Raw genomic sequence first — 18082 nt, forward strand, 5'->3', positions numbered from 1 at the left:
TCAATTATGATATGACTAGTGTTTAAAAAATTTAGGGAGTGTTGAGTAAATTATGAAACGAGTTATTAAACGACTAAGTTTAGCCGTTTTCGGGGTAGCCCTGGCAGTGGTCTTAACTGCTTGTGGTAATAGTTCCAACCAATCTAGCAGTACCAGTTCTGACCTTGGCTTACAAACACCGGGGACGTTGACCGTGGGTCTAGAAGGAACTTTCAAACCATATAGTTATCGTAAAGATGGTAAGTTGACTGGGTTTGAAGTCGATTTAGCCCGCGCAGTTGCTAAAAAAATGGGCGTTAAAGTCAAATTTGTGCCAACCAAATTTGATTCTTTGATTGCCGGTTTAGATGTCAATAAATATGATATCGTCATTAATAATATTTCTCAAAATAAGCAACGGGAAAAGAAATATTTATTTTCGACACCTTACATCTATTCCAAGTCACAATTAGCTGTTAAGAAATCAAACAAAGCCATTAAAAAGATCACTGATATTAAAGGTCAAAAAGTGGCTGAAACGACGACTAGTAACAATGCCACTGATGCCAAACGCCTTGGTGCCACGATTACACCAACTGACGGCTTCCAACAATCCATTGATCTCGTTGAACAAGGTCGTGTTGCTGGAACAATTAACTCCGGCGAATCTTTCTATGCTTACTTGAAGCAACAGCCTAACGCTAATATTCGTTTAATTAGTGCTGGTAGCGCAATTGCCACGCAAAAAATCGGGGCCATTGTGACTAAGAAACATCCTAAATTACAAAAACAAGTTTCTAAAGCGATTCGCGAGTTACGCCAAGATGGCACTTTAACGAAACTTTCCAAACAATATTTTGGTGCTGATGTCACTAACAAATAACCATTAGTTTGCTTTAAGCGCAACTGCACCAAAGCGTCGAGCCAGTTCTCGGCGTATACATACATTTTATTTTCACAGGAGGTCCCGCATGGAATCCATTTGGCACATTATTATTACTTCAACGCCTCAAATCGCCTTGGCTGGCTTAAAATACACAATCCCGATTGCCTTAATTTCATTTATCTTAGGCCTAATCTTAGCCGTATTGACCGCATTAACTAAATTGTCTCCTCGCCATGGTTGGTTTTCAATTCTGAAAGCCATTGCTTACTTTTATGTTTGGCTCTTTCGGAGCACCCCATTATTAGTGCAATTATTCATTGTTTACTTTGGCCTGCCATACTTGAAAATCAAGGGACTTTTTCCTAATGGGATTCAACTTGATCCGTGGACAGCCGGTATTACGACTTTCTCCCTCAATACTGGTGCCTATTGTGCCGAGACCATCCGAGCTTCAATCTTGTCCATTTCACAAGGTCAATGGGAGGCCGCTTATTCCATCGGGATGACTAAGCCGCAAGTCTTACGTCGCATTATCTTGCCTCAAGCAGCTCGCGTCTCGTTGCCACCACTATCGAATAGTTTTATCGGCCTAGTCAAGGATACTTCCCTGGCAGCCTCAATTACCATTATTGAAATGTTTGAAGTGAGTCAACAAATTGCCGCTGAAAACTACCAACCTTTGGTCATGTACGCATTAGTCGCCGCTTTTTATGCCGTCTTGTGCTCGATTCTTAGTGGCTTACAAGGCTATCTTGAAAAACGGACCTCGCGTTACATTAGCCCCATTAATTAGGAGGGATCACCTGTGATTAAATTTGAACACGTCAATAAAACTTTCGGTGAGCATCCCGCTTTAATCGATATTAATACTGAATTTAAGGCCCACCAAACCACGGTCATCGTTGGTCCTTCAGGATCCGGGAAATCAACCTTGTTACGATCACTTAACTTATTAGAACATCCTGAAAGTGGCCAATATCACTTCAATGACCTAACCATTGATTTCGCCAAACCACTGACCAATAAAACAATTTTAACGTTACGCCGCAAAACGGGGATGGTATTTCAAAGCTATAACCTCTTCCCACATTTGACCGTCATTAAAAATGTGATGGAGGGTCCCATTCAGGTTTTGAAACAACCCGTAGCGACTGCCCAAAAAACAGCCCTCGACTTGCTGACTAGAGTTGGGCTAGCTGACAAAGCTGATGCCTTTCCCAGCCAACTTTCAGGCGGTCAACAGCAACGTGTCGCAATTGCCCGCTCGCTGGCGATGAATCCGGAGTATATTCTCCTCGATGAACCGACCAGTGCCTTGGATCCAGAATTGGAAGCCGGCGTGTTACGTGTGCTGCTAGACTTAGCCCGCGAAAAAGACTCGATGGTCATTGTGACGCATAACTTAGAATTTGCCCGCGCGGTTGCTGATAAGATTCTCTTCGTTGAAAACGGTAAAATCTTATTTGATGGCACTCCGACCGAATTCTTCAAGGAACCGACCCAACGAATTTCCGATTTCTTAGCCGCCATGACCTTTACCACCATTTCTGATAAAGCTAATCAATAATAGTTAGTCGCAAAAGAGTATTGCAAGAATTTTTTAACTTCTTGCAATACTCTTTTTTTGTTAGCAACAATTTTTAGCGCCCCAACCTTGACAGCACTTTGTCAGTCACGCTATACTATTAAACAAATGATACTATACGACGTATAATATAACAGGAGGAATAGCGATGGCGATTCAAATTAGCTCCGAACTGTTGGACGGCTGCGTCTTAGCCCTGCTACAGACGGAAGATTTTTACGGTTATGCCTTAACTCAACGACTACAAGCATCCGTTTCGGTCTCTGAATCAACGCTATATCCAGTTTTGAGGCGCCTTAAAAAGAATGCATGGGTCACGACTTATGACCAAGCTTATCAGGGTCGTAACCGGCGTTACTATCAGATTACAGCCGCTGGGATGACACAACTCGCCGTCATTCAACAAGACTGGCAGACTTACAATCAAGCCATTAATACTTTATTAAAGGGGGAAGCATCTTCATGACAGACTATCTAAATAAATTCGCCGCCTTACTCGTCCAATTACAAGCGGATGAGCGAGACGAAGTAATCGAATTTTATCGCGAATATTTATTAGACGCTGACATTCAAAACTATGCTGATTGCGTCGCCGAACTGGGAGCGCCGAAGCAGCTCGCCCGCAAGGTTTTGGCCGATTATTCTATCCGTTTCAATGAAAATCTCAACGCCAACACCTCGAAACATCAAAAATCTAAATCCGGGATGCGCACAATCTGGTGGGTTATCTTAGCGCTGCTATCCACACCGATTACGATTCCAGCATTATTAGTCATTCTGGGCGTCTTACTAGCATTAGCTATTATGGTATTCGCCATGGCCGTCGTTATCGTTGTGGGCTTTGTCACTGTGACTATCTTGGCCTTAACCATGATTACTGCCGGCATTGGCCTCTTTATGCAGTCGCTAGGAACCGCCCTCTTCTATCTGGGCATCGGCTTGGCACTACTTGGCATTGAATTGCTGATTCTACCGTTAGTCCTCTGGTTCATTGGCCTGATTATCCAAGGCGTTTCAACTATTATTCAGCGACTCTACCAACGTTTCGTGACCCGCAATCGTGCAGAAAGGGGGCAACGTCATGAAAAAAACCATTAAAATCGGCTTTTGCTTATTAATTCTAGGTGCCATTCTCATTATCTTTGGTATCGCTAATAATGGGATTCAGTCCGTTTATTGGCAAAATGGGTTCCACGTGTTAAAGCAGACCACGCGAACCTATCATCCAAAAACCATTAAAACGATCACGTTAGCGACTGCCAGTAATGTCATTATTCGGCGTGGCGACACGACTAAGATTCAAGTCACAACTAGTCATAATCGACCAATGATTACGACTGATCAAGGCCACGTCACTATCAAGTCTACAGCGACTAACACGACCGGATTTTTACTACAATCTGCGAGTGATGTGACTATTATTACGCTGCCACAAGCTGCTAAGTTAACCACCGTCACCGCAACGGCTAATCAAGTTGGTAATTTGCGCCTGAGTAATCTGAACATCGACCGCTTAAATCTAAGTGGTCAGGGGGCCGTTAATCTGAATCAAGTCACCGTGGCACAACCATTAACGTTAGACACAACCGATGATGTTCATCTCAATCAGGTCCAGGCTCCCAGCTTAACCATTGGGACTGAAGCAGATGACATTCATATTACCAAAAGTCAATTTACCAAAACCGCTTCAAGTATTAAAACAACCGATGGTGATATTAGCATTCACCAAACGACCTTTAAAAGTGGGCACATTAGTAGTGATGAGGGCGATATCGTCTTACACGATAATCACGTACAACAACGGCTCACGGTTAACGCTACCGATGGCGATATTACTGTTCGGGCCCCTCATCAAGTGGGCATTAACGCAACGACCAGTGAAGGTGACCTCTCAATCTTTGATTGGCAAAGTGATGACCAGCACCACTACCAAGTCCATACCGACGCCACTAGTCAATATGACTTAACCACTACCGATGGCGACATTACCGTCACTGCCGCTTAACCACCGGTACATCAAAAAAGCCACACTAATCTGCTTAAGTCATAGCAGATTAGTGTGGCTTTTAAAATTGTTGCTCGCGTAAATTACGATAAGGTTACCGTTTGACCTTCAATCGTCATCCGATTACGACCAGCAGTCTTCGATTGATACAAGTATTGATCGACACGTTCAAACCAATCCGTAAGCGTTACATCCGTTGTCTGTAATTCTGAAACCCCAAACGATACCGTCACCATTAATTTTTGTGCTTCAAAATCAATCGGTGTACGTTGTAGACTATCACGAATTGTGGTCATAATCTGTTGCGCATCTGTTGCTGAACGGCCCCGAAAAATAATTACAAATTCCTCGCCACCGTACCGGAACAATTGCCCGCGTGTCTTAGCTTGGAACAAGGATTGGTCGAAATGCTGTGCCACGTGTTTTAAAACCGCATCCCCTGTCGTATGACCATACTGATCATTAAACTGCTTAAAATGGTCAATATCAAACATCGCCATCGTCACTGGCACGTTGGTCCGTTTTTGATAAACCTCAAAAACTTCGCGCGTCACTGTATCAAAGCTAAATCGGTTACGAACACCCGTTAATTCATCATAGTTTGCTTTTTGATCCAGTTGAGTAAAACGGTCAATCAAGCGACTAACCCGTTGCACGCAAAAACGCACGATCCACATATAAGCGACAAACACGATTAATATATTAATCGTGTACGCCAATTGAAACCGATGCACCGACCAGATAATGAACCACCAAGTCCCCCCATAAACAAGTTGTAAAGCGAGGTACCGCCATTGTGAGTTCATCATGCTAGTTCGATGGTGCGAAATATAAATAATCGTACCAGATAACAAGACCGTCATTATAATAAAAACCGCTACAAAATGGGCACCATGGCCCATATACATCCCTTGGGCATAAATAAAAATCGGCATTAAAATATTAACGATTTCAACCGCTAAATTTCGCATTGTATAGAGACTAAAAAGTAACACCGTTAGTTGAGCCGTCGCATATGACCAACTGACTACACTGCCAGAGTTAACCGTCCAAAATATCTGACGCAATATGATCATGCTTAAGACGACGCTACCGGCTTCAATTCCATGAACTAAAAAAGTAAATCGCCGACGCCGTACTTTTACTGCTCGTTGTTCTAAACCATAAGTTAATAGGGTCATAATAGTAATCAACCCGGTCGTAATCAAGGTCGTAATGACCGTCTTCATATTAAAAAAATCATTTACAAACAAATTCAATAGTTTATCTAGTTGCATATTTATCACTCCGGACACTTATGTTCAAAGGAATTGTCCTTTAAATAATACCATGAAGTCCCCCTGAATGTTAACCACTTGTTTCTGAAAAGAAACGGTTTCATAATCTGGACAGTCCCAAATTAAAAATAATTATTGCTTGAAAAAGGCATTCGTATCAAGGACTTAGCCATTTATACGCAACCTGGTTTTGAACATTTATTTGGGGCAAAACTTTTTTTAGCACAATTCATTTTTCGAACTTGTGGCATCAATCGTCAGGAACATACCAGTCGCTAGTTTATAATTATTATCACTCAAAGTCAGCCTTAACTTATTGCCAACCAAACACTTTGGGTCCCTGGTCCTTACCATGCTATAATAATGTGAACGTAGTCAACAGAAAACGAGGTTAGTTAAAGCTAATATGACACAATTTAATCAACATCATTCTCAGCCCCGAACCCGGCCAGCTGAAAAAGTTCAAGCTGAGGTTCAACTTGGGCAACGGTTTCCGTTAACCATTCACCGGTTAGGTATTAACGGTGAAGGAATCGGTTATTACAAACACGTCATCACTTTTGTAAAAGGCGCTTTACCAGATGAAGTCGTCGTTGCCGAAGTCACTGCCGTTCATCCGCGTTACTTAGAAGCTAAAATACACAAATTACGTCAGGCTAGCCCGGATCGCGTTGAACCCCGCGACGCCTATGCAGGTCACGTTGGGGGTTTTGAATTAGAACATCTCGCCTATCCGGCCCAATTAAGCTTTAAACAAGACTTAATTCGGCAGGCTTTAGAAAAATATCGGCCTGCCGGTTACCAACATTACGAGGTTCGTCCCACAATCGGCATGGAAAATCCTTATGAATACCGTAATAAGGCGCAATTCCAAGTGCGTGTCATTGACGGCCACGTTGCTGCAGGCCTTTACCAAGAAAATAGTCATGACTTAGTCGATTTGCCCACTTGTTCCGTCCAAATGCCCGTGACCATGATCGTGATGCGTAAAATCGTTCAATGGCTTGAAGAACTGGCCGTACCAATTTATGACGAAGCTAGTAATTCCGGTATCGTTAAGACGATCGTCGTCCGCGCTGCCGCCGCCACGGATGACGTTCAATTGGTCCTGATTACGAATACACCAAAATTGCCGAAAAAGCATCAATTACTCATGAAAATCGCCGCTGAATTACCGATGGTCGTTTCCGTGATGCAAAATGTTAATGTTGGTAAAACTTCCCTAATTTGGGGTGATCAAACCACATTGTTAGCCGGTAAGACCACCATTACTGAAGAACTCGATGGCCTAACGTTTGAGTTATCCGCCCGCGCCTTCTTCCAATTGAATCCGGAACAAACGCAGAAGCTGTACAGCTTAACCCGTACGGCACTTGATTTAGCGCCCCACGAAACGTTAGTTGATGCCTATTCCGGTGTCGGAACGATTGGCCTATCCTTAGCTGACGTTGCCTACGAAGTCCGTGGAATGGACACGATTCCAGCTGCGGTAACCGATGCCAACGAAAATGCCAAACGCAATCACATCACCAACGCACAATACACCGTTGGGGCTGCTGAAACCTTACTACCACAATGGTTAGCTAGTGGTTTTGAACCAGATGCGATGGTCGTTGATCCACCACGGACTGGTTTAGATGATGTCTTAATTGATACAATTTTACAAAGTGCCCCTGAAAAGTTGGTTTACATTTCATGTAACCCATCTACTTTGGCACAAGATTTACGTCAATTGACCCGCGGTTACCAAGTTGATTACATCCAATCAATTGATATGTTTCCACAAACGGCGCGGTGTGAAGCGGTCGTCCGGTTCACCAAGCGTCACTAAGGAGTTGCAGTTATGGCAACAGCTGATAGTCAAATTTCATTAGCGATGACCAGTACCTTACGGCCACCCTTTAAAACCCACTTTTTATTATTGAAAGATTATATTGCGGATGTGCGACTCCCAACGAGGGACGGCCGCTTAACCACCTTGATTGCGAAAAACATTCCCTTATCACCAGCTTTATCGCAATTAAAAACTATTTTTGACGATACGAAGAATCCGGTTTATTGGCGCTTACACGATCAAGCAGTACAAGAATTCTTTGCTGCGTATCCTGAAAAACGGCCAGTATTACCGTTAGATCTCTTACAGGTGGTACTCAATACATTAGCTGAACAAGGGTTAACTGATGCCCAATTAATGCAGATTATGACCCAAGTCTTTGATCGATTACAAACCAATGACTTCAATGGTCGAGCCGCACAACGTATTCTAACTGAATTTATCCAGGACTAACCAAAAACGTCGCTACGAGACATTCCTCGTAACGACGTTTTTTATCATTAATTTTATTTTTTAGCTTTTAAAATAAACTTAGCTTGATCATCAACCAATGTCACAAACAGCTCTTGACTCGGATTAGGATCAAATGGACCCAAATCAACCATAAGCTGACCATCATCACCGACTTCAAATCCTTGATACCGATCAAACATCATGTGATACATCGTCTGCGCAGGCCGCATTCGCTCATCAACTTGGGTAGCAGCCGCTTTCAACGTATAACCCGCTGCAAGCAAGTTACTCATTGCGGCTGCTTTAATCACCATCTTCATCGTATAGATTCGCGCCCGTCCCGGTTCATCTTGGTTTTTAGGGATAATATAACCCTTTTTTTGCCAATACCGTAGCTGGCGTGGTGAGACACCAGTCATCTTACTCAGTTCACTAATGCCAATCGTCAATTGACCACGTCGAAACATCGTACGAAAATCTGGCATACCATCACTCATCCTGGTGCCCCCTCCACAGAAACTATAATTACCTTAAATTATAGCATGGATTGGCAGCGAACTTACGCATTTACGGTTAATTTTTAAGCCGTTAAGTCAAGTTAGCTTGTAAAAAAGCCGGCAAAGATTGCGCCGGTTGCCCCATAATCAGCTCATAGTCCGCACTAACCTCATTTAATAAACCTTGCGCGCCACCAGCATACATGGAGGCTAACATTGACCCCTCGTTATTTTGATTATAAAGCGCTGCAAATTCCGCTAATTGCAGTGGCTGGTACCCAATTTTATGCCCACTCACTGCCGATAAGACAGTCGCTAAAGCCGGCATCGTATACGCTTGTGCCTGCGTTAAGGTATAAATACGACCCGTTTGTAGGAGTTGCGGCGTCGTCGCAACTTTAGCAAAGGCTGCCGCACTATCCGCTTGGCTAATAAAACTCAGAGCCTGATCTCCCATCGGATAGATGACATTTTTGCGAGCAATTAATTCAGGCAGATACGGCACCAATGGATCGGCGTACAACGCATTACGAATAATCGTATAGTCTAACTGTGACGCCGCTAATCGGCGCGGAACATAACCATAAAAAGCGGATAAATCAAACGGATTGTTCACTTGATCGGCAATAAACCCCATCACCAAGAGGTGCTTAACGCCACTAACTTCAGCGGCGTGCACGACATTTTCAAATTCACTAACCCGACTATAAGCATCATGGCTTTTACTAGGGACGTAAATAAAAACGTCACTCGCAGTCAAAACCGCTGCCAAACTGGCAGGCTTTTGATAATCAATGGCCGTCACCGTAAGGCCTTGTTGTTGAAAAGACCTGGCTTTACTTAACGTGTGTACGCCTAAGTTTAATTGTTCCACCGGAACCAACTTGATTAAAGCCTGCACAATTTGCGTACCTAATTTTCCAGTAGCACCCGTAATCGTATATTTCATATGGTCAGCACCCTTTCTTGTAACCTTATTAGTTACATTAAAACAGGGCTACACTAATTTGTCAATTTAAACGCAAGTGTTGCCCGCCCAAAAAGGACTGCTGAAAATCCGCCGGCGTTTTAACTTGTTTGCCAAAATCAACAATCTGAGCGTGCCATTCGCGAGCCTGAGCAAAATCATAAGTCCAGTTAGCTTCAATCAGGGCTTGGGCACGGCCATATTGCGCCGGTAAGGGCTGACCTAGCCACGTGAATAATCGCCGTAAATATGTATCAACAATAATCGTTGGTTGGTCAAAAACATACATTGAAAAATAGTCAGCTGTCTCATTTCCAATCCCTTTTAACGCTAACAATTCCGAACGTAATCGGGCCGCCGGTAACGCACGCATGGCCGCTAAATCAAACGAATATTGACTACTCCAGGTGGCTAAAGCTTGTAAGGTCGGTACTTTTCGGGTATAGAAGCCAGCGGGTTTAACCAACGTTGTTAATTCAGGGGCCGACAACGCTAAAATAGCTTGTGGTCGAAATTGGGTAGCCTGCTTTAGATTAGCTAAGGCATAGTCGACGTTACGCCAATTCGTATTTTGGACCAGGACGCCACCCCACAAAATCTCCCAAGGCGTTTCAGCCGGTGGCACCCCGGGTTCCAACCAATGACGAGGGCCTAAATTAGTGGTCAAAATTTGATATAAATCAACAACTTGCATGCGTCATCCACCTCCTCAAAACTGACTGCTGTCATCAAAAAAGGAGCTTGGTTTCTTCCAAGCTCGCTTCTTAATTAGGTTAGTGCTGATTAACTCCGTTTAACCGTTAACACAATATCGGCTTTGCGGTTTTCTGGCTTGACCTTTTCTTGAAAGTCTAAGCCAGCATCCTTAAATAGGTCTTGGATTTCAGTATTTACTAACGGTAAGTCGCGTGGATCGCCGGCTTGCTGGCGAATATAAACCACATATTCGGTTGGTAGTTCTTCCAAATCATATTCGACATCTTCATCATTTAAAATGACGTAAATTAATTTCCGTTCTTTATTCATCCAAAATTACCCCTCAACTATTTTTTAATCGCTATTGCGCAGTGATTGGCCGTGACTGTTGCACAAAATCAAGATAGTCCTGCACACAATGATCCAGCCAATCAATGGTCGGTTGATCAGTCAGCTGACCGGCAGCATCGAATTTAGTTTGGACAAGTCCTAATAAAAATTCGTCGCCTGGTAAAACTCGCGCTGCCACGCCTGGTGAATCCAGAATTTGCCGCAGATGCCCTTGAGCTCGCACGGTTCCCAATGGACCCATTGTCGCACCAAGAATCATCACCGGCTTATTCTTCAAAGGATGCTCGACTCGCGACAACCAATCAATGGCATTTTCTAGAACACCAGAAATACTATGATTATATTCCGGGGTGACAAAAATAACCCCATCTGCCGCTAATACCGATTTTTTTAAAGCTTGCACGCTTGCTGGTGCCGTTAGCTCAATATCTTGATCATAAAACGGTAAGGTTTTGAGGGCTGGAATCGTCACAGTTAGTTGATTCGCATAACGCTTTTGCACGTATTCAGCTAGTTTTTGATTATATGAGGCCTGCCGAACACTCCCCACCAGGGCAACAATTTTCATTAGTGTAGAACTCCTTTAAGTTGTGTTTATCTTTAGTATACGCCTTTTTTTCGGTCCCAGCGAAACCGGTTACAACTATTCCAGTCTAATTCGGCCAAAATCAACCGCTAAATTCAAACTTTCGCCTAACTTACCGTTGCGTTAATATCAGCGACCAATCACCTGAATACCGTTAAAAAAACAGACAAATCGCAAGTCACTTAGCTATAATTAAGTTTAATTAACCCGGTGACTGATGTCGGCGCCAAGCAGTGTATGCACCGGCTTGTGCCACTCATTCAATCCTGTTTATTAACTTTTTTCAAAACCCAGCATCTCACACATCCCAACCATAGCTAGTCTGTTATACTAATTGTTAGAGAATTTGATCGGAGGTTTTGGCTTGTGTATTATCGTGGTGAAGTCCTAGATTTTGTGAATATGTTACTCACGGATGAAACCGTGCCCTTAATGCGTTCACGCTTAGTTTTTTCTAGTAAAATCAATATCGAACGCCTCAAAGCTGCTGTGCTAGCTTCGGCGCAAATTGTCCCTGAAATCTTTGCCAGCTATCAGGCCGATCGTAATCGTTTTGAGGTCGTTCATCAACAAGTTGATGACATTGTAATTGAAGCTCAAAGCCCTTATAGTCCTGAAAACGTTGAATTTAATTTTAACAACGGCCCGCAATTACAGCTTTTCGTGATTCATCACGACCAATATGATGTGTTGCAGGCCTTTATGAGCCACCTTTTAACCGATAGTGTCGGTTTTAAAGAATACCTCTACCTACTCGTCCAAGCTTACAATTATGACGACTTATCTCATTTTAGTAACGAACGGCGGTTACGGCCCGTTATGTCACAATTACAACGGCAATTTAAGAAAACACATGCCCATAGTGACGGCCACTTCAGTACGGTTCGCTTACCCCATTACCAAGGCATCAACTTACGCCATATCGGACATATTATGCTAACCAGCGAGCAGTTTAGACGCGTTCGCCGGGTCGCTAAAGCGCAAGATATCGGCATCAGTGAAGCCATCCTAGCCGCCTATGCCAAAGCGTTGCAAGTACTAACCGGGCACACCACAATTACGTTACCCTGTCCCGTTAATTTTCGGCGCCTGACAACCGATCAGCCTAACATCACGCAAATTGCTAATCTAACCGGGACAGTCTACCTAAATATTAAAGTCGATGTCGAGGCACCTTTTTCAGTCTTAGTTCAACAAGTCCATGATTTATTGGCAGCGGAACATACTCGTGCAGCTTTCTTATATCGGTTAACTAATTTGCAGAAGATGAATCATACGATGCCAATTAAGTTAATGCGTAAAATTGCGAAGCGGTGGTTAGCACAACAACCGCTCACCTATACGAATTTTGGCACGATTGATCAAGCACGCCTTAAGTTTCACGGCTTAACTCTCGTTAATTGCGTTTTTTCAGGCGCTTTTCGAACCACACCAACCATGGAAATTGCAGCGAGCACCTTTGCCGGAACTTGTACGTTAAGTTTTAATAGTATCGGCTCCGAACGTGATTACCAGCTTGGCATGAAAATTTTAGAGAATATTCAAGCACAATTATTGGTTTGGGCCCAAACAACGCCCATCCCACAAGTCGCGTTAACAAAATCGACCCTCTCCATCAAGGAATCCTAAACTAACGACTCAATTTTACGCTGAGTCGTTTTTACGTGCGACCGTTTATTTTAGTCAATTTCTTTTAATAATGGTTCTAAGCTGGAATCCCGTTCACAAATGTGGTTTAATAGGGTTGAATCTTAGTAAAGGAGGTCCCACGTCATGGCAGCGGATATGCTAACACAAGCCCTACAACAATTAAAAGATCACAAAATTCGGGTCACCCCACAGCGTCAGATAATTTTGACCTACTTGGTAACCCATCACAATCATCCTTCCGTGGAAACTATTTATCAGGCATTAGCCGCGCAACTACCTAATTTAAGCCTAGCAACGGTCTATAACACGCTCAAACTTTTTGTCGATTTAGGCCTCGTGATTGAATTACAAAATGGTGATGCCGGTACCCATTATGACTTTTTTGGCCGGCCCCATTATCATGTTGTTTGCGAAAACTGTGGTAAAATTACCGACGTCTTTGAACCCGATTTAGGTCTGGTTGAAACCAAAGCCGCCGAGATTTCTGGCTATTTAGTCACTGGTCACAATATGGAAGTCTACGGTCTCTGTCCCGATTGTCAAAAGAAACTTAATGTTACGAAACTTGCTGATTTAAAACGCCTCCACTTAAAAAATGATGCTGAATAAAAACACGTGGGACCAACAAAGAAAATAGTCACTGCAAGAATTTTTTGAATTCTTGCAGTGACTATTTGGCATCTTCTAGGATACCGAAACACGGGACAAAGGTTAATTTGTGCCGTTCCTTTTGATTAACTTAATCCTTAGTTTGGCCGAACTTGAAATACAACCAAGGGCCAATCGGTTGGACCAGGGCTAACAATAACCAACCGAACTTATGACCACGACGCACCGATTTAGCTCGTACGATATCAATCATTGCGATACTGGTTGCAACTAACTCGAATGCCACAAAAGGCGCCACTTGTTGACGTCCTCGCCGTGATAACTGTTGCTTTTTTTGACAATGTTTAATCATTTTAAACCCCTCCTTCACTTACTTAGCATTATACGCTGCCGAAAATGGAAACGCTAACAAATTCGTGATGTTAGTGGTGATGGTACTAAGAAACGCGCATTGGCAATCCGAATCGTATCAATCACCGCTGGCCGATATAATAATTGCCGGGTGGCAACGCCCACCTGCCCCCGTTCCACCGTAATCACTTGATAACCACTACTTTCGTGCACCAGATGCATCTGTGGGTCAGTGCAATCAATGCGATACGCCGCTGGCTCCGCAACTGCATTTAAGATACGATCACCGACTAAATAGGTCGTGGCGAAATGCACGTGGCCGGTAAAAACACCGCCAATATTATGACCTCGTAAGACGGATAACAGTGCTGACGTATTTTGAAGAATGGCATAGTGCATGTTCTGCATTGTCGGTCCGTCTAACGGATGATGTAAAAAAAGAAAAGCCCGCTTGGTTGGCGCTTGACGTAAATGTTTGCCTAGCCATTGTAACTGTTTTAAAGCTAATTCTCCCGCTTCAAAACCAGTCACCTTAGAATCTAAAAAATAAAAATCATTGCGCCCAATACGCATCCGACTCGTATAATACGGCCCAGGATTAGCCGGTAAGTACCCCGCATAAAAGGCCTCACGATTATCATGATTCCCAAGAATCACTCGGACATGGCATTGAAATTCTGCTTTCATCTGATGAACAACGACATGTAACCGCTGATAATCAGTGGCACTACCGCCATGAATCAAATCACCCGTTAAAACGATTAAATCCGGTTGAACGGGTAACGTCCGAATATCTTGAATAATCGTCGCCAACTTATGCCAAGGATCGAGCTGTTGATGATGAACCGACAATTGACCACGCGGTGTCAAATCCAAATCGGAAATCTGAATAATATGCAACCGTTGCACCCTAATCACTTCTTTACGCTAGTATTCGCCAAATGGTTACCCTTAACATACTAAGTGGACGTAAATTTTCACCGAGTTATCTTGTAAAGTAACTGTAAATATTCTGTTAGTAGTGCTCGGCGGCCAATTGAGCTATGATAAGACTACTTAAGTTAATAAGTGAGGGATTTTTACATTGAAGAATATTTTAGCTGGTCCACGCGTTGTTCTAGCGGTCCCACGACCTGAAGATTTTGACGAAATTAGTGATTGGTACACCGCTGGTAGTTTTGTCCGTAATCTGGACACCTTACCAGCCCGGCCACTATCCGGTGAAGAACTTGAACAGACTTACCGCAATCTTAGTCGTGATACTGAATTTTACTTTCACATTCGTACAGCCGACGATGATCGGTTACTAGGCTTTGTCACGTTGTTCAACATTGAATGGAATAATCAAATCAGTCAATTAGCTATTGCCATCGGTGACGCAACTGACCGTGGTCAAGGCTATGGTACCGAAGCCTTAAATCTCATGCTTAATTATGGTTTTAATGAATTAAACTTATATAAAGTTTGTTTGGACGTTATTGCAACTAACCAAGCAGCCATTGCAGTTTATCAGAATAGTGGCTTTGAATTTGAAGGCACGAATAAGCTCGCTGTCAAGCGTGACGGGCAACGCCATGACTTGTATAGCATGGGACTATTTGCCGCTGATTTTCAACCCCGAATCAAACTAGACTAAACAATCAGCGCAATTAGTTGCAGTCAATTTGGTTTGCAATTATAATAGTCGCAGATTGATAGAAAAGACTTTATCACTATCAATCATTAATATTCTTTAGTCTTTTAGATTATAATTGGCATTGCTGCCATAATGTCGATTATTAATCATTTTCATTCATAGACTCCCCCAAGTCTTATGAATGGGGTGCATCAAAGCCCCCACTTTGATGTTGCCTACTCCTTGACCACTACATCCCTGATGTGGTGGCTTTTTTGTATCCAGTGATTGTTAACTTGAGTTGGTGCATGATCTATGCAATTATAAATCGTTCACCAATTCAACCTAACACTCAGGTTAATCCTCTTCTACTGGAGAATTCGACCGTCGATCTTGTAGCCACGTCTTAGCTTGGACCAAGACCCAGGCAATGCCAGCGGTAAAAAGTAGTAACATCAGCGTCGATAAAATGATGACCACGATAATTTGTAGTCCTTCAGCTTTCAAAACATCTAGCTTCGTTGCCAATGCGACCCCGGAAGGAATAAAAATCAAACTGATGATTTGCACAAAAAAGTTACTAACGCCTTCAACCTGTTCTAATTTAACAATCTTAAATGTTAACAGACCGTATAGCATAATCATCCCAATCAAGGCTGGTGGCATGGGAAAGTCCGGCCAGAGTTGGGCCATTAGTTCTGAAATCAAACTACTTGCTAATAAAATTGCCCCATAAATCATGATTTGTCTAATAAACGACCATTTGTGTTTAGGTTTCATTAAAATTCCTCCTTAACCGAGACCGACTAACCGGGCAAAGACTGGCACCATAAAGTTAACTAGTATCCCAGCAATCACAAAGGCAATCGCGCCAGTTGCGCCAGCAGCCTCACTAACTTCAATCGCTTTAGTTGCACCAACCGCATTGCCAGCAATTCCAAACCCTAAGCCGGCACCTAACGGGTTCTTATGTAACTTGAACCAACGGATAAAGTGGTCACCTAAAGCATAGATCAAGACTGAGTTCAGAATAACCGCAAATGCCGCAATGGCTTGGTCACCACCGACCGATTCAGCAACTGGTAAAGCAATTGCCGTCGTCGCCGCTTGAACTAACATGGCACCCAAAGCTTCATCTGTCAGGTTTAACGCCCGAGACACGCCATAAATTCCGAATAGTGAGAATAATAGTCCTAAAAATAACGCTAGCAAAATCACGTCCCAATGCTTCTTAAAAATATCATTACGTTTATATAGTGGGACCGCAAATGAAACGGTGGCAGGCGCTACTAGCCAAAATAACCAGTCGCCGCCAATTTGATAAGCCTGATAAACTTTGTGCAGCGGTGCTTGCAGGGCTGACGCAATCAATACCAGTAAACCAATCCCGAGTAACATTCCAAAAAACAATGGCTGGAATAAGACAAAACGATTCGTTTTATGATACAAATACTCGCCAATCCCATAAACTAACACGGTCAAACCGATGCCAAAGAATGGATTATTGAGAAGATAATTCAAATAAGTTCCAACTTTCTTTTAGGGGGTGAAAGTGACAAAAAAGCGCCCCACTCCGGGTCTAGTCATCATTTACATGGTGGTTAGGCTCAGAGCAGTGCGCTAACACAACTCCAAATATTATATACTTATTATAGCAAACTATAGATTTAATTAATAGCATTCGGACTCCAAACGTCTTAATCAACCACTTGAAACATTAATGCATAGGCACCAGTACCCGTATGTGTCGCAATAATGGGACTCGTTCGAGCAACTAATAAATCTGCTTGCGGCGCTACTTTTTGCATCAAAGCTTGTGGGGCTTGCGCCACCGTTTCAGCGCCTACATACGAGATACCCGCGGATTCAACTCGACTAACATCCGCTAATTCCGCTAAAATCTGAGTTTGCGCTTTAATTAACGCTTTTTTTCCACGTCCCCGCGTATACAACTTTAACTTACCTTCAACTAATTCAAACACAAACTTTAATTTGATTAGATTAGTCACGACACCGGCAATTTTAGGGACTCGCCCACCCTTAACTAAGTTATCTAAGGTATCCACAAACAGATAAACATGCGTCTGTTGTCGAATGACTGCAATCTTAGCCAAAATTGCGTTTAAATCGGCACCCGCATGCGCCATCCGCGCAGCCGTTAGCACTTGAAAAGCCATCCCGCGATCAGCAGATTGCGTATCAATAACAGTCACCTGACCAGTCGCCAGCTTAGCAGCTTGGCGCGCAGCATTCACAGTCCCACTTAAGGTTTCAGTGAGATGGAGTGACAGCACTTGACTTCCATCCGCAGTTAACGCATTGTAGCACGTTACAAAGTCCCCAATTGGCGGTTGACTAGTCGTCGGTAATTTCGGATTAGTTGTCATTTCACGGTCAAAGTCAGCTCGTGAAACCGTGGTATCAGCCACCAAATCACCATTAAAGCCCACCAGCAACGAAACAATGTTAATATCATATTGGTCAATTTCGGCCGCAGTTAATTGGACCGATGAATCAGTGACGATTTTAATTGTCATAACAAGAACCACGCTTTCAACTAAGTTGGTTGCAATTATAGCATTCACACTTTCGTCAACTTTATGAAAGCTTACTACGACTGCTTTTAACAGTATTAGCAACATTAAATCGGTCACGATTCAGTTATAAAGTTTGTAAAATTAAACTAAATCGCCACGACAATATTGTTTTTTCAAAATGAGATCACGTTTTTAGCCTTTGAC

General features: G+C 43.0%; 22 protein-coding genes. 11 read left to right on the forward strand and 11 right to left on the reverse strand.

Annotation, left to right across the window (positions count from 1 at the left end):
* The first annotated feature begins 52 nt into the window (after positions 1–52).
* The 6 genes from C5Z25_RS05600 (at position 53) to C5Z25_RS05625 (ending at position 4455) form a co-directional block, all read left to right on the forward strand.
* A complete protein-coding gene (locus C5Z25_RS05600; protein ID WP_105451735.1) occupies positions 53–862 on the forward strand; it encodes a transporter substrate-binding domain-containing protein in 810 nt (269 codons plus the stop codon).
* 88 nt (positions 863–950) lie between these two features.
* Positions 951–1658, forward strand: coding sequence for an amino acid ABC transporter permease (locus C5Z25_RS05605; protein WP_105451736.1), 708 nt, complete (start codon positions 951–953; stop codon positions 1656–1658).
* Between the two features lie 12 nt (positions 1659–1670).
* Entirely contained in the window at positions 1671–2432 is a 762-nt protein-coding gene (locus tag C5Z25_RS05610; protein WP_105451737.1) for an amino acid ABC transporter ATP-binding protein, read from the forward strand.
* A 166-nt stretch (positions 2433–2598) separates the two neighbouring features.
* Positions 2599–2916 (forward strand): PadR family transcriptional regulator, encoded by a 318-nt coding sequence (locus tag C5Z25_RS05615; protein WP_105451738.1) that lies wholly within the window; start codon positions 2599–2601, stop codon positions 2914–2916.
* Positions 2913–3548, forward strand: coding sequence for a DUF1700 domain-containing protein (locus C5Z25_RS05620; protein ID WP_105451739.1), 636 nt, complete (start codon positions 2913–2915; stop codon positions 3546–3548). The genes C5Z25_RS05615 and C5Z25_RS05620 overlap by 4 nt, the downstream gene beginning before the upstream one ends.
* A complete protein-coding gene (locus C5Z25_RS05625) occupies positions 3532–4455 on the forward strand; it encodes a DUF4097 family beta strand repeat-containing protein (protein ID WP_105451740.1) in 924 nt (307 codons plus the stop codon). The genes C5Z25_RS05620 and C5Z25_RS05625 overlap by 17 nt, the downstream gene beginning before the upstream one ends.
* An 83-nt stretch (positions 4456–4538) precedes the next feature.
* On the opposite strand, the gene C5Z25_RS05630 is transcribed toward C5Z25_RS05625, so the two are convergent.
* Positions 4539–5732: a GGDEF domain-containing protein gene (locus tag C5Z25_RS05630; RefSeq protein ID WP_105451741.1), complete on the reverse strand. Its 1194-nt coding sequence runs from the start codon at positions 5730–5732 to the stop codon at positions 4539–4541.
* A gap of 406 nt (positions 5733–6138) precedes the next feature.
* On the opposite strand from C5Z25_RS05630, the gene rlmD reads away from it, so the two are divergent.
* Together rlmD and C5Z25_RS05640 are read left to right on the forward strand one after the other, a co-directional pair.
* Positions 6139–7563 carry a 23S rRNA (uracil(1939)-C(5))-methyltransferase RlmD gene (gene rlmD, locus C5Z25_RS05635; RefSeq protein WP_105451742.1) on the forward strand — a complete coding sequence of 475 codons (1425 nt, stop codon included), beginning with the start codon at positions 6139–6141 and terminating at the stop codon, positions 7561–7563.
* Positions 7564–7575: 12 nt separating this feature from the next.
* Positions 7576–8019 carry a hypothetical protein gene (locus tag C5Z25_RS05640; protein WP_105451743.1) on the forward strand — a complete coding sequence of 148 codons (444 nt, stop codon included), beginning with the start codon at positions 7576–7578 and terminating at the stop codon, positions 8017–8019.
* A 53-nt stretch (positions 8020–8072) separates the two neighbouring features.
* Here the strand turns inward: C5Z25_RS05640 and C5Z25_RS05645 are convergent, their stop codons facing one another.
* From C5Z25_RS05645 to C5Z25_RS05665, 5 genes are all read right to left on the reverse strand, one after another.
* On the reverse strand, positions 8073–8516 hold the full coding sequence (locus C5Z25_RS05645; RefSeq protein WP_105451744.1) for a MerR family transcriptional regulator: 444 nt from the start codon (positions 8514–8516) through the stop codon (positions 8073–8075).
* 91 nt (positions 8517–8607) lie between these two features.
* Positions 8608–9465, reverse strand: a complete 858-nt coding sequence (locus C5Z25_RS05650) for an NmrA family NAD(P)-binding protein (RefSeq protein ID WP_105451745.1) — start codon at positions 9463–9465, stop codon at positions 8608–8610.
* Between the two features lie 61 nt (positions 9466–9526).
* On the reverse strand, positions 9527–10177 hold the full coding sequence (locus C5Z25_RS05655; protein ID WP_105451746.1) for an endonuclease III domain-containing protein: 651 nt from the start codon (positions 10175–10177) through the stop codon (positions 9527–9529).
* Positions 10178–10266: 89 nt separating this feature from the next.
* Positions 10267–10509 carry a hypothetical protein gene (locus tag C5Z25_RS05660; RefSeq protein WP_105451747.1) on the reverse strand — a complete coding sequence of 81 codons (243 nt, stop codon included), beginning with the start codon at positions 10507–10509 and terminating at the stop codon, positions 10267–10269.
* Between the two features lie 31 nt (positions 10510–10540).
* A complete protein-coding gene (locus C5Z25_RS05665) occupies positions 10541–11098 on the reverse strand; it encodes an NADPH-dependent FMN reductase (protein WP_105451748.1) in 558 nt (185 codons plus the stop codon).
* A 384-nt stretch (positions 11099–11482) separates the two neighbouring features.
* Here C5Z25_RS05665 and C5Z25_RS05670 point away from each other — a divergent pair, with 384 nt between their 5' ends.
* Both C5Z25_RS05670 and C5Z25_RS05675 read left to right on the forward strand, forming a co-directional pair.
* Positions 11483–12745, forward strand: a complete 1263-nt coding sequence (locus C5Z25_RS05670) for a hypothetical protein (RefSeq protein ID WP_199774934.1) — start codon at positions 11483–11485, stop codon at positions 12743–12745.
* 144 nt (positions 12746–12889) lie between these two features.
* Positions 12890–13375: a Fur family transcriptional regulator gene (locus C5Z25_RS05675; protein ID WP_105451749.1), complete on the forward strand. Its 486-nt coding sequence runs from the start codon at positions 12890–12892 to the stop codon at positions 13373–13375.
* Positions 13376–13505: 130 nt separating this feature from the next.
* On the opposite strand, the gene C5Z25_RS05680 is transcribed toward C5Z25_RS05675, so the two are convergent.
* Together C5Z25_RS05680 and C5Z25_RS05685 are read right to left on the reverse strand one after the other, a co-directional pair.
* Entirely contained in the window at positions 13506–13727 is a 222-nt protein-coding gene (locus C5Z25_RS05680; protein WP_105451750.1) for a PLD nuclease N-terminal domain-containing protein, read from the reverse strand.
* Between the two features lie 53 nt (positions 13728–13780).
* Complete coding sequence (locus C5Z25_RS05685) at positions 13781–14635, reverse strand: metallophosphoesterase (RefSeq protein WP_105451751.1); 855 nt, start codon at positions 14633–14635, stop codon at positions 13781–13783.
* Between the two features lie 175 nt (positions 14636–14810).
* Here C5Z25_RS05685 and C5Z25_RS05690 point away from each other — a divergent pair, with 175 nt between their 5' ends.
* Positions 14811–15362: a GNAT family N-acetyltransferase gene (locus tag C5Z25_RS05690; RefSeq protein WP_105451752.1), complete on the forward strand. Its 552-nt coding sequence runs from the start codon at positions 14811–14813 to the stop codon at positions 15360–15362.
* A gap of 336 nt (positions 15363–15698) precedes the next feature.
* Here the strand turns inward: C5Z25_RS05690 and C5Z25_RS05695 are convergent, their stop codons facing one another.
* The 3 genes from C5Z25_RS05695 to C5Z25_RS05705 form a co-directional block, all read right to left on the reverse strand.
* Positions 15699–16121, reverse strand: a complete 423-nt coding sequence (locus C5Z25_RS05695; protein ID WP_105451753.1) for a CidA/LrgA family protein — start codon at positions 16119–16121, stop codon at positions 15699–15701.
* Between the two features lie 12 nt (positions 16122–16133).
* Entirely contained in the window at positions 16134–16862 is a 729-nt protein-coding gene (locus C5Z25_RS05700; RefSeq protein WP_105451754.1) for an LrgB family protein, read from the reverse strand.
* A 176-nt stretch (positions 16863–17038) separates the two neighbouring features.
* Positions 17039–17878 (reverse strand): DegV family protein, encoded by an 840-nt coding sequence (locus tag C5Z25_RS05705; RefSeq protein WP_105451755.1) that lies wholly within the window; start codon positions 17876–17878, stop codon positions 17039–17041.
* Positions 17879–18082 lie beyond the last annotated feature (204 nt).

It is taken from the genome of Lactobacillus sp. CBA3605 (assembly GCF_002970915.1).
Classification (GTDB): Bacteria; Bacillota; Bacilli; order Lactobacillales; family Lactobacillaceae; genus Lactiplantibacillus.